Genomic DNA, 13,201 nt, shown 5'->3' with positions numbered 1-13,201 from the left:
TTGTGAATATGGGTAAGGAGGCGAGGGAGGATGCAGACCACCACCGGGAAAATCATCAATCAGCTGCGTCTGGATGAGCGAATTGAACAGCTGTCCCGTATTGGCCGAATTGTGGAGACGGGTGTCTGCCGACTCGCGTTGACTCAAGAAGACATGGAGGGCATTATTCAGGTTCGACTTTGGATGGAAGAGGCCGGACTTATGACTCGCCTTGATCCGTTTGGCAATCTGATTGGTCGCCTTGAAGGTACAGATTCGTCCTTGCCGATCCTCATGATCGGTTCACATATTGATTCCCAGCCGTATGGCGGTCGGTATGATGGTGCCATCGGCGTCCTTGGTGCGCTGGAAGCTGTGCAGTGTCTGATGGAACAAGGCATTCGCCCTCGGATGCCCATAGAGGTCATTGCCTTTTGCGATGAAGAGGGTTCGCGTTTTAACAAAGGTTTATTTGGCTCACGCGGCATAACCGGACAACTGGAAGAAGGTGAATTAGAGCGCCAGGATAAAAATGGGGTTACTCGCCGGGAGGCGCTTGAGGCTTTTGGTTGTGCACCCGAAAAATTCGCCGAAGCGATCTATCCGGCAGGTTCCATTGGCAGTTATCTGGAGCTGCATATTGAGCAAGGACCTGTTCTGGAATCGCTGGACTCTCCGGTAGGCCTGGTGACTGGCATCTCGGGCCCGCTGTGGCTCACGGTGACGATGAAAGGCATGGCGGGGCATGCTGGTTCTGTACCGATGGGGATGCGTAATGATGCGCTGGTGGGTAGCGCTAAGGTCATTGCCGCTTTTGACGATATGGTCAGAGAAGAACCGGAAGCTCCGACAGTAGGGACCGTGGGGAGCCTCCGTGTCTTCCCTGACTCACGCAACATCATCCCCGAAGAGGTCAGCTTTACGGTTGATTTGCGAGATATGGAGATGGAGCGTAGAAATCGGCTTGAAGGAAGGTTAATGAGCCTCTTGGATGACGTCAGCTCGAAATATGGCCTGACCTACTCCTTGACTGAAGATACCAACAGTGAGCCGCGATATTGTGCAGAACGAATCAAGAATGCCATTCGCTCGTCTGCCGAAGAGATCGGCCTGCCATTACCGGAGTTGATGAGTGGACCGTTCCATGATGCGCTGGCCCTTTCTTACGTGTGTGACTATGGCATGATCTTTGTTCGCAGCAAGGATGGGATCAGCCATCATCCAAGTGAGTATTCTTCGTCCGAGGACATTGCTCTCGGTACAGAAGTGTTGTACCGCACGATCAGGCAGATGTGCATACCGGAAATTTCGAGTATCGGGACTGACGTGTAAAGGCTGTTCATATCAAACCATTTCCGAAGGAGGCGATGTGACATTATGGGCAAAATCAGCATCGGATTGATTCAGGCTTCACACGAGGTTGAGGGGTCGGCCCCAGTTGAAGTGCATAAGGAGGCCGCTATTCAGAAACACATTGCGCTGGTGCGTGAAGCGGCTGCTCAGGGAGCACAGATTATTGGATTGCAGGAGGTGTTCTACGGGCCGTACTTCTGCACGGAACAAAGTCCCAAGTGGTATGCATCTGCCGAGCAGGTTCCGGAAGGGCCAACGACCGGGCGATTTCAGGAGCTCGCGAAGGAGCTTGGGGTGGTGATCATTTTGCCTGTATACGAGGTAGAAGGAATCGCTTCGTATTACAATACGGCTGCGGTTATTGATGCAGATGGATCCTACCTGGGGAAATACCGCAAACATCATATTCCTCATGTGGAAGCGGGCGAAGGCACGAATGGATTCTGGGAAAAATATTATTTCAGGCCCGGCAACCTGGGGTACCCGGTATTTGATACAGCCTACGCGAGAGTGGGCGTGTATATCTGTTATGATCGTCATTTTCCGGAGGGAGCACGGCTGCTTGGGCTGGCTGGTGCGGAGATTGTATTCAACCCTTCTGCAACGGTAGCCGGAACATCGGAATATTTGTGGAAGCTGGAGCAGCCTGCTCATGCGGTGGCTAATGGCTATTATGTGGCTGCCATCAACCGAGTGGGAGTGGAATCGCCATGGAATATGGGTGAATTTTATGGTCAGTCGTATCTGGTGGACCCGCGAGGCAGGATGGTGGCCATGGGCAGCAGGGATCAGGATGAGGTTATCATTGGCGAGATGGATACGGAGTTGATTCGGGAAGTACGCAATGTGTGGCAATTTTACCGCGATCGACGGCCTGAGACCTACGAACATCTCGTTAACCTGTAGCAGTGGCCTGGAATGAAAATTTGGGGATAACAGAGATCAACCTTGGAGGTGTAAGACATGATGAACAGCGCAGGAGCAACGTTGTCCGATTACGGATGGGAGAGTCGTTTTACCGAAATGAAGCCTGCAATGACGGGCAAGGAAGCGATGGAGGAATCGAACCGCTGTCTGTACTGTTATGATGCACCCTGTATCAAGGCGTGTCCAACCGACATTAATATTCCTTCGTTTATCAAAAAAATCTCGACGGGTCACCTCAAAGGTTCGGCTCGGACCATTATGGAAGCCAACCCGGTTGGTGCTAGCTGTGCACGGGTCTGCCCGACAGAGGAACTGTGTGAAGGCGCTTGTGTACTGAACGAGTCATCCAAGCCGATTCGGATCGGTGATTTGCAGCGATATGCAACAGACTGGGCACGGACGAAGAATGAACCGTTATTCAAGGCAGCGCCTGCCAACGGAAGAAGTGTTGCAGTTGTAGGCGCAGGGCCAGCGGGATTGTCTGCGGCGAGAGAGTTGGGGCGTGCAGGGTATGAGGTGACGATCTATGAAGCCAAAGCGAAAGGCGGCGGGCTGAACACGTATGGTATCGTGTCCTTTCGCCTACCGGAATCCGTAGCTTTATGGGAAGTCGAGCAGGTGCAGGCACTGGGTGTGCAGATCCGTTATGGTGTGCGTATTGGGGTGGATGTATCCGCTGAAGAGTTATTGGAGCAGCACGATGCCGTTATTCTGGCCTGCGGGATGGGGGCGGTACCGATGCTTGGCATTGAAGGAGAGACGCTGGAAGGTGTCTATGATGCCATTGAGCTGGTGGAATCCACGAAGCAGGGTGTGCCCCCGGCACTGAACGGTCTGAAGGTAGCCATTATTGGTGCAGGTAATACGGCGGTGGATGCAGCGACCTGTTCGGTACGCCTGGGGGCAGAGCGTGTGCAGATGCTTTATCGACGCGGGGAGAGCCAGATGACAGCTTATGCCTTTGAATATACATTTGCGAAGCAGGAAGGTGTGGAATTTCGCTGGTTCACTATGCCGAAGCGCATTATTGGAGACGAGAATGGGCGAGTCCAGGCTATAGAGTGTGTGAAAATGAAGCTGGTTACTCCACCTGGAGGTGGTCGGGCGTTACCTGTGCCGATCGAGGAATCGGAGTTCATGCTTGAATGTGATACCGTTGTTCGGGCCATTGGACAGAACCGTTTGCTGCCATTAATAGAGGCATTTGGCCTGCGTCATCACTGGGGCGTTGTTGAAGTGGAAGCACATACGTACCGTACTTCACATCCGCAGATTTATGCGGCAGGCGATGTTATCTTCGGACAGGGGCAGGGTGAAGCGATGGTGGTCTCCGCAGCTCAGCAAGGCAAACTGGCGGCTGCATCGGTGATGAAGGCTTTGCCTGGACAGGTGGAAGAGACGGCGTGAGGGAAGCAGAATTCTGGACGGAAAATACGCGAGGCTCTTGTATAACGTGTAAAGTCCAAACAAACACCATTGTGAGTTCAAACCACACCAAGGAGGGATCGTTATGGCTGACTTATCCATTAATTTGGCAGGTATTCGATCACCCAATCCATTCTGGCTGGCCTCGGCGCCGCCGACCAATACCGGATACCAGGTTCAGCGCGCCTTTGAAGCAGGTTGGGGTGGTGCCGTCTGGAAGACGTTGGGTGAGCCAATCATTAATACCTCTTCGCGTTTTGCAGCCGTTCATTTTGGCGGGCAGCGCGTCGCGGGTTTTAACAATATTGAGTTAATATCCGACCGTCCGCTCGAGGTGAATCTGCGGGAAATTGCCGAGACCAAGAGGCGTTTCCCGGATCGGGCAGTGGTTGCTTCACTCATGGTGGAACCGAAACGGGAGAAGTGGCATGAGATTGTGAAGAAAGTTGAAGCTGTCGGCGTAGACGGGCTGGAGCTGAACTTTGGTTGTCCGCACGGCATGGCCGAGCGTGGTATGGGAGCAGCGTCTGGTCAGCAACCGGATCTGGTCGAATTGCAGACGATGTGGGTGAAGGAAGTGGCGACCACGCCGGTCATTGTGAAACTAACGCCTAATATCACCGATATTACGGCGACTGCCCGGGCGGCCGTGCGTGGCGGTGCGGATGCGATTTCCCTGATTAATACGATCAACTCCCTGGCGGGTGTGGATCTCGATTCCTGGAATACCGTGCCGCATGTAGGTGGCAAAGGGGCACATGGCGGCTATTGCGGTCCGGCTGTGAAGCCGATTGCGCTGAACATGGTTGCCGAGTGTGCGCGCAATCCGGCAGTTGGTGTGCCAATCTCCGGTATCGGAGGCATATCCGATTGGCGGGATACCGCAGAATTTTTACTTATGGGCGCGACGGGGGTCCAGGTATGTACCGCAGCCATGCATCATGGCTTCCGTATCGTGGAGGATATGATTGATGGCTTGAACGATTATTTGGATGAGAAAGGTCTGCGAAGTGTATCTGAATTGATTGGCCAAACGGTTCCGCGTTATTCGGATTGGGGCAATCTCGATCTGAATTACAAAGTGGTAGCCCGCATCAACCGCGATGTCTGCATCAATTGCAACAAATGCCATATCGCCTGCGAGGACACCTCGCATCAATGTATTGATATGTTGTCTGACCCCTCTGGCTCGTATTTGGAGGTCGTTGAGGAAGATTGCGTCGGATGTAATCTGTGCTCAATTGTCTGTCCGGTGGACGGTGCAATTGAGATGGTAGAGATCGCACATGAACAGGAACCGTTAACCTGGAATGACCGTCAGTCTGCGATTGCCCTGCTGCAATCGACCAGAGATCAATCGACCAAGGAGGCGATATCATGAGTACCCGCAAATTGATTCGTAATGGAATATTGGTCACAGCGTCGGATACATTTGAAGCGGATATCTGCATTGAAAATGGCAAGATCATGCAGATTGGCATGGGACTTGTGCCGGATGAACGAACGGAGGTTGTGGATGCGTCTGGCTGTTATGTCATCCCTGGCGGGATTGATCCGCACACGCATCTGGATATGCCGTTCGGCGGAACGGTGACGGCGGATGATTTTGCAACAGGTACCGCAGCTGCTGCCTTCGGCGGCACAACGACAGTCATTGATTTCTGTTTGACGCAAAAAGGCCGATCTTTGCTGGAATCCCTTCAGGAATGGCATGCCAAAGCTGAGGGCAAAGCAGCTATTGATTACGGGTTTCACTTGATGATTGGCGAGATGAATGATCAGGTGCTGGAAGAACTGCCGCAGATCATAGAAGAAGAGGGTGTCTCTTCCTTCAAGGTGTTCATGGCATATAAAAATCAGTTCCAGGCCGATGACGGCATTCTCTTTCAGACGCTGCAAAAGGCCAAGGAGTACGGCGCACTCGTCATGGTACATGCCGAGAACGGCGATGTGATTGATCTGCTGGTCCGGCAGGCGTTGGCGGATGGTAGAACCGAGCCGATCCACCATGCACTTACCCGACCTTCGGTGCTGGAGGGTGAGGCTACAGGGCGTGCGGCCCGTTTGGCGGCACTTGCCGATTCACAGCTGTACGTGGTGCACGTCACCTGTGCTGAAGCCGTGGAGCAGATTGCGCGTATGAGAGACATGGGTTATCGAATCTGGGGCGAGACCTGTCCGCAGTATTTAACTCTGGATCAATCGAAGATGGATCAACCGGATTTTGAAGGTGCGAAGTATGTCTGGTCCCCCCCGCTGCGTGAAGCCCCCCATCAGGAAGTGCTGTGGAATGCACTCAAGAGCGGTCAATTGCAGACGATTGGCTCGGATCATTGTTCGTTTAACTTCAAGGGTCAGAAGGATCTGGGACGGGATGACTTCAGCAAAATCCCGAATGGCGGGCCTGTCATTGAGGATCGGCTAAGCATTTTATATTCCGAAGGGGTGATGAAGGGACGGATTTCGCTAAATCAGTGGGTGGATTTATGCTCTACACGGGCAAGCAAGTTATTTGGGTTATTTCCGCAGAAAGGGACCCTTGCAGTGGGGACGGATGCGGATATCGTTATTTTTGACCCATCGATCTCAAGGGTGATTTCGGCAGCTACCCACCATATGAATGTGGACTATAGCGCCTTTGAGGGCATGCAGGTTCAGGGATGTCCGGTGACGGTGCTATGCCGCGGGGAATATGTGATTCGGGATCGGCAGTTTGCCGGAGTGGCAGGCGCGGGTCAGTATGTGAAGCGTGATAAATATGATGCCGGTGCACCATTAACTGTAAGACAGCCTGTGACGGCAGTAAATGGAGGGTGAAGCTGATGTCTGACCATGAAGTATTTGAAGCGGAAAAGATAGCGATTGAACGAATGGTGGCGCAGGGTTATCGCATTTATGCCGTTCGGGAACATCTGGAGGGTGCTCATGTCGTGTGGGGGCACCCCGACCTTCCCGGAGAAAAACAGGAGCAATATGTGGGCACGGCGTCTGGGCGGAAGTGGTTCAGTCATATCCTGATCAGGCAGCTTCAGGAGCAAAAAGGAGCGTAGAAGGTCACGCGAGTGGTCCATGAACGTATTCATATGCATAGATGGCAAGTTCGATGGCGACGCGTTTCTCGGGGAGGGTATAGTCATCACCCAGGAGTGTCTCAATTTTATGCAATCTGTGATATAACGTCTGTCGGACGATAAATAAAGCCGTGGCCGTCTCCTGCTTGGAGCAGCATAGAATAAAATATTGTTTAAGCGTACGTAACAACTGGCCGCCTTTTTCGGCATCATAACGAATGATCGGCCCGAGATATTCCTCAATGAAATCATCCAGACTACCGCTCTGCTTCATGCTGGAAATAATGCGGTAACAGTGGAGATTGCTGTAAAAGGGCTGCTGCATCACACCGATGTCCTTCTGAATGCGCAGGGTATCCTTGGCTGCCTCAAGGCTGTCTTTCAGACGTGATAGATCAGCACAGCTGTGACCGATGCCGAACAGACCTGAGAAGAGGCGGTGGGTCTGTTCCTGTTCATGCTGCTGCAACTGTTCAATGCAGCGCCAAAGACTGCCTTTCCGCTGAGATCCTGGCAAAGGGTCAAGGATAATCAGAATGATCTGGTGGTTTAAAACCGTGCTGTACAGGGCGAATCCTTCCCGTGAGAACACGGAACGGGCAACGATATTGCGTTGAATTAACAGTTTCTGTAGCTTGAGACTGTCTGTGTAGTTGGGATTGCTATCGAACAAAATGACGGTACCTATTCCAGAAGCAAGCTGGGCGTCGGCGGCAGATACATATTCATGGATTTCTTTCGCAGAATGATGTCCGTTAAGCCAGTCAATGACCCACATATCTTCCTTGTAGCGTCGCTTTTCCTCCATGTATTTGGTACGCATCCAGTCCTGAGCAATGGCGGCTGCACAACGTTCCAGTGCCTGGATGATGAACTCATCAGAGGGTCTGTTATGCAGCTCCTGATCGTGGTCCGGCATCTTGTCGAGCATGAGCACCAGATCGGCAAATACATAATCAAGTGCCTGAACAGGCAGGGTGAGTGCACCCAGTGAAGGCACCGAATGATTTCTGTGCACGAAATGATCTCCCAGATGATCTCCATTGTCCAAATGACCACCACGTGTGAACCACTCCTGCCGACGCATCTCCAGTTGGTCTGGTGGGCAGTAGGGAACGGCACTTGCTTCGCCATCCAGTGGATATAACGCTACAGGGTAACCCGTTGTTCGAGACAATAGTCGGAGCAGTGGTTGTACACCGTCTCCATTCAAAAGAAGTTGGTTGAACGAGGTGGTAAGGCTGTCGAGCTCGACAAGCATACGCTGGTGGCTGCGAATCAGAGCGAAATGCAGGTCCTGTGTAATATCAATATAACGTACTTGTTCGTGAAACCAGATCAGTGGAAAATCCTCTTCTGCTGCAAGTTCCTTCATGGATTCAAGCTGGGACTTGGTGTGAGCCCCGAGTTCGATGCAGAGTCCCGCAGCTCCACGAGCAATTAACTGGCGCATGAAAGACAGTCCCTGCTTTTCATCATCCTGCCAGCCAATGCCGGTTGTTAGCACCAGTTCCCCGCCATTCAGCAAATTGCCTACCTCGGTAACCTCCATGATATGCACCCAACGCACATATCGCTCCAAGGCCCGTTCACTGGCGAGCACCTCAGCCTTGCGGAACACCGGACGTTTCAGCATGTCTCTCATCTGAATATGCAGCGTCGTTTCCCCCACACAACCACCGTCCTTCCCACAAATACATGCAGTTTTACATACCCGTTTTGTAAGTCGGGCTTCTGAAGAGCGTTTGTTTTGATTATAAGTCCGTTTACAGCAGATGAGCTGAAATCTCACGTTCATTTGTTTTATTTCACAAAATGATATCTTCCTTTTATGAAATAAAACAAAATGTATTATTCCTATGTAGCTCTATCTAACATCTGGATGTTTCTATAATCGATGCTAAGAGATCATATCTAAATGTAAAACACCCCTTAGCCGGAGATCAGAATGTACAAACCATTCTAATGTGGGCTAAGGGGTGTTCTATGTTAGAAGCTTATCTTAATTCGGAGTGATGATTGAATTCGATCAACAGCAGGTGTCGATTAATCTTCAATTCTTTTCTTTTTGAACTTCATCAGGAACTCATACACGATTGGCACGATAACCAGAGTCAGCAGCGTGGAGCTGATCAGACCGCCGATTACGGTAATTCCAAGACCTTTCGAGATGATCCCTGCGCTTTCTTCAAGTCCTGTCACCAGTGGCAGCAAGGCACCAATGGTAGCCAGAGCTGTCATCAGAATCGGACGCAGACGCGTTGCTCCGGCTTCCAGCAAGGCTTCACGAGTAGGCATTCCCTCTTTTTCCTTGTGAATAACACGGTCGATCAGAACGATGGCGTTGGTGACCACGATCCCGATCAGCATCAGTCCACCCATCATGGCAGATACGTCAAGCGTACCACCAGCCACGAACAGGCCAACCATAATACCAATGATGGTAAATGGCAGGGAGAACAGGATGGCAAATGGCGCCAGTCCACCGCCGAACGTAACGACAAGCACAAAGTACACAATCGCAATGGCTGCCAGCATGGCCAGGCCAAGTTGGGTAAACGTGTCATTAATCTGTTCGGTCGTACCGCCAAACTTCACTTCAACGCCATCAGGCAGATCCAGTTTGTCGATGTTCGCCTGCAAGTTTGATGACGCTTTTTGCACATCGGAAGCCAAAATGTTGGCTGACACCTGTACAACGACTTTGCCATCAATACGCATGATGGAGTTCGGTGAAGTGCCTTCTTCCACTTTCGCGACATCTTTGATTGGTACTTCGATGCCGAGTGGTGAAGTGACTTTTTCGTTTTCAATATCAGCAATGCTGGTAAATGTCTTTTTGTCAGTCTCTACATAGACTTTATACGTTTTGTTGTCGATATCCACTTCCGTGAGCACAGGACGTTCACGTGCAGGGCTGAGCGTCATGGCCAGTTGGCCAGCGGTCAGACCCAGCGAGCTCAGTTTCTCCTGATCCGCGACGAGTGTGTATTGCCCGTAGGTATCGGAGAGCGTGGTGTCGGCTTTTTCAAAAGATTCGGTATCTGCTTCAACCAGTTTCAGAATTTCATCAGAGACAGGTTTGATCTGATCTACATTGTCACCATAGATGGAAAGGCTCAAGCTGCTGCCTCCCAGACCCCCGGACATGTCAAGCTCATTCCAGGTTCCTACAGTAACTTCTTTCTTCAGACCTTCCACAAGCTGTTCTTTCACTTTTGTAAAGTCTTTCGTATCTTCGTTATATTCGATATAGAAGAGAGCAGAGTTGGAGCTGCCTCCACCCATGCTGCTCAGCGGATTGCTGCCGCCGATGGAATACTGCATTTTCTCCAGACCTGGTTGCGTAAGCAACCATTTCTCGGCTACAAGTGCTTCTTTTTCTACATCTTCACGCAAAGCTCCAGTTTCCGGACTGTACGTAATCGTCACATATTTATCCTGTTGTTCCGGCAAGAAACTTGCACCGATGAACGGATACAGGAACAAACTGCCGACGAGCAGCAATACAGCAGCGCCAACGGTGATGAGTTTGTGTGACAATGTCCAGTTCAAGAGTCGTTTGTAACCTTCTGCCATCTTGCCCGGTTTTTCCTCATGATTCTTCTTGTTCTTCAGACCTTTGCGGAACAATGTATGTGCCAGCATCGGTACAATCGTAACAGCCACAATCAGGGATGCCAGCAAAGCGAATACCATCGTCAGGGCAAATGGCATAAATAGCTCACCGACCATACCACTCACGAGTGCCAGCGGCAGGAATACCGCAATGGTTACGATGGTGGAAGAGAGGATCGGAATGAACATTTCCCGGGTAGCTTCCCGGATCAAATCACGGCCTTTAAGTTTCTCTCCCTTGAGTGTCAGTCTGCGATAGATATTCTCGATAACAACGATGGAGTCATCGACAACCCGTCCAATCGCGACCGTCATGGCACCCAGGGTCATCATGTTCAGCGTAATGTCAATCATATTCAGTGCTGTCAATGCAATGAGCAAGGAGAGCGGGATAGAGATAATAGAAATAATGGTGGAACGAATATCACGCAGGAACAACAGAATGATCAGAATGGCGAACAAAGCACCAAACATCGCTTTGAACAACATCGTGTTTACGGAGTCCTGGATAGGTTTACCTTGGTCGAGCAAAACAGTCAACTCAGCGTTTTTGAACTGCGTCTGCAACTCTTCGGCCTTGTCTTTAACCGCCTTCACGACATCAACTGTATTGGCATCATTGGACTTAACGATGGAGATCCCGATGGATTCCTTACCGTCTGTCCGGGAAATGGATTCCGCCTGACCAATGACTTCAATTTTGGCGATCTCGCTTAATTTAACCGTTGGAATTCCAGGTGCGTTAGCGGCACCTGAAGTGCTGCCCACGCTGGCATTTCCGCCAGCGGCTTGTCCTGCAGCCTGGTCAGAACCTTGTGCAGAGCCTTGAGCAGCCCCACCAGCTTGTGCACCGGCCCCTTGTGGTGCTGTGGCTGAACCACTGCCTGCTCCTGCACCGCTTGGTACAACCGGAATGGCGAGATTTTTCAAATCATCCAGATCGATGATATTGCCATCAACAACGACAGCTTTCTGCGCTTTGTCCAGTTCGAACAGTCCGAGTGGTACACGGACAGAAGAGCCTTGAACGATGCCGTTGACTGTATCTTCAGTCAAACCGAGTTCTTTCATTTTTTTCTGGTCAAACTTCAGTTGAACTTCCTTAACATATTGGCCGGAAACTTGGACTTGAGCTACACCGTCAATATCTTCTAGTGCAGGCTGGATATCCGTTTCAACCAGTCGAGTCAATTGTTCCAGATCGCCGCCGTCCTTGTCAGACAAGCTGAGCGAGACAACCGGGAAGGAGTTGATGCTGAACTTGGAAATGGTTGGTTTCTGTACACCATCCGGCAACTGCACCTCATTCAGTGCTTCGCGTACCGCAGCGGTAGCGTTATCCAGATCGGTACCATAATCAAATTCGAGGGTGATGGAAGAGGCGTTCTCCATGGAAGTGGAGGTGAGTGTCTTAATTCCCTCTACATTTCTTAAGGTCTGTTCGAGTGGTTTGGTGACATCCTCGACAATACCCTCTGGAGCTGCCCCTGGATCAATGGCTGTAACACTCAAGAATGGCACATTGATGTTTGGAATGGTCTCCTGTTTCATCGTCAGTCCGCTGTACAAACCGGCGAAGGAAACGATGATGGTCAGAATCCAGATCGCAAACTTGTTGTTCAGTGAAAAATTAATAATTCCTTTCATACGATGATTTCTTCTCCTCTCTGTTTCTCCCTGTATTTCTTTATTGTTGTGACGAGTCAGCCTGGATGAACCGGCTATACATGGCATCCATAATGTGCTGAAGCTCGGAGTGCAATGGCTGGATGACATGAATGTGATCCAGATTGCGCATCATGCCCAGAATAATGGCACGTCGCGGTGTGAATTCCATCATTTCCTGTCTCAGGATGGCGATGGTCTCCATCGCGTCATTGCGCAATTGCCCTGGAGGCATATCAGAAGTGATGATATCCTTCATTTGTTTGATGATATGAATGGGATGACGCATCATTGTGGAATCTGTATCTGAATCGCTGCTCCATGCTGGCCAATGTTCCAAAGGAACCAGAGGGGCGGGGCGTTGATCGAGCAATCCGCGAGCTGCATAATCGATCGTTTGCAGCATGTTGCTTGCCATCTTGGATACGGTAAGGGAAGGCATCTCCGTAAACCAGATTTTGACGTAGGAGAGGAACAGACCATGCGTGAGCAAAATAAGGTCTATGGTATAAGGTTCAATCTCCGGTCCGTACAGATCCTCCAGTTTATCCTTAAACCAGTGCAGGGTACGGATCTCCAGGTCCTTGTTATGCGGTTTGCACTTTTCCTTGCGATGCTGCTCTTCGTCCATCATCATGCTGCGCATTTGCACACGTAGAAATTCTTTCAGCTCGGATACATGTACAAGCAGTGTTTCAATCTGTTTGTGCAGACGTTCTCTCGAAGTGAGCCCAGCTTCATGTTCAATCTGGGACATTTCGTCCATGAGCGTGAATATGCAGTATTCCATCGTACTGGCCTCTAATTCCTCTTTGGATTTGAACATGAGGTAGAGGCTGCCTTTCGACATCCCACATATTTCTGCAATCTCCTGCATGGAGGTTGCAGCACTGCCTTTGGCTGAGAATAGCTTGAGTGCTGTGGTAATAATGAGCTTTTTCTTCTCATTCATTTCATGGATAGGGTTCATTAACGATACAGTCACCTCACCTGCGGAACTTACGAGTTCTTGAATTGACTTTAGGGTCAAATCAAGTATAAACGATAAAGACAACGGAATTCAAATGGGAGAAAAATGGAAAAAGAAGAGGCGTAATATAAGGGGTATGAAGCATTTTTCTACGTCATCTAGACACCATAAAAACTATATAAAGTAATGAGCG

General features: G+C 50.5%; 9 protein-coding genes. 6 read left to right on the top strand and 3 right to left on the bottom strand.

Going from position 1 to position 13,201, the window contains the following annotated elements; translation table 11 throughout:
• The first annotated feature begins 30 nt into the window (after window positions 1-30).
• From RS891_RS29040 to RS891_RS29015, 6 genes are all read left to right on the top strand, one after another.
• Window positions 31-1,311 (top strand): M20 family metallo-hydrolase, encoded by a 1,281-nt coding sequence (locus RS891_RS29040; protein ID WP_315793842.1) that lies wholly within the window; start codon window positions 31-33, stop codon window positions 1,309-1,311.
• A 45-nt stretch (window positions 1,312-1,356) separates the two neighbouring features.
• Window positions 1,357-2,238, top strand: a complete 882-nt coding sequence (locus tag RS891_RS29035; protein ID WP_113052932.1) for a nitrilase-related carbon-nitrogen hydrolase — start codon at window positions 1,357-1,359, stop codon at window positions 2,236-2,238.
• Between the two features lie 60 nt (window positions 2,239-2,298).
• Complete coding sequence (locus RS891_RS29030; RefSeq protein WP_315796477.1) at window positions 2,299-3,666, top strand: NAD(P)-dependent oxidoreductase; 1,368 nt, start codon at window positions 2,299-2,301, stop codon at window positions 3,664-3,666.
• Between the two features lie 103 nt (window positions 3,667-3,769).
• Window positions 3,770-5,065: an NAD-dependent dihydropyrimidine dehydrogenase subunit PreA gene (gene preA, locus RS891_RS29025; RefSeq protein WP_315793841.1), complete on the top strand. Its 1,296-nt coding sequence runs from the start codon at window positions 3,770-3,772 to the stop codon at window positions 5,063-5,065.
• Complete coding sequence (hydA, locus tag RS891_RS29020) at window positions 5,062-6,501, top strand: dihydropyrimidinase (RefSeq protein WP_315793840.1); 1,440 nt, start codon at window positions 5,062-5,064, stop codon at window positions 6,499-6,501. The genes preA and hydA overlap by 4 nt, the downstream gene beginning before the upstream one ends.
• 5 nt (window positions 6,502-6,506) lie before the next feature.
• Window positions 6,507-6,734 (top strand): hypothetical protein, encoded by a 228-nt coding sequence (locus RS891_RS29015; protein WP_076287563.1) that lies wholly within the window; start codon window positions 6,507-6,509, stop codon window positions 6,732-6,734.
• 4 nt (window positions 6,735-6,738) lie between these two features.
• Here RS891_RS29015 and RS891_RS29010 read toward each other — a convergent pair whose 3' ends face one another.
• The 3 genes from RS891_RS29010 to RS891_RS29000 form a co-directional block, all read right to left on the bottom strand.
• A complete protein-coding gene (locus RS891_RS29010; protein WP_315793839.1) occupies window positions 6,739-8,427 on the bottom strand; it encodes a PucR family transcriptional regulator in 1,689 nt (562 codons plus the stop codon).
• 374 nt (window positions 8,428-8,801) lie between these two features.
• Entirely contained in the window at window positions 8,802-12,020 is a 3,219-nt protein-coding gene (locus tag RS891_RS29005; RefSeq protein ID WP_315793838.1) for an efflux RND transporter permease subunit, read from the bottom strand.
• Window positions 12,021-12,060: 40 nt separating this feature from the next.
• The gene (locus tag RS891_RS29000) at window positions 12,061-13,008 is read right to left on the bottom strand and encodes a TetR/AcrR family transcriptional regulator (RefSeq protein WP_315793837.1); all 948 of its coding nucleotides are present in this window, start codon (window positions 13,006-13,008) and stop codon (window positions 12,061-12,063) included.
• Window positions 13,009-13,201: the final 193 nt, after the last annotated feature.

The organism is Paenibacillus sp. BIC5C1, assembly GCF_032399705.1.
In the GTDB taxonomy this organism is placed as follows: Bacteria; Bacillota; Bacilli; order Paenibacillales; family Paenibacillaceae; genus Paenibacillus; species Paenibacillus taichungensis_A.
This window is presented reverse-complemented; position numbering and strand designations above follow the sequence as displayed.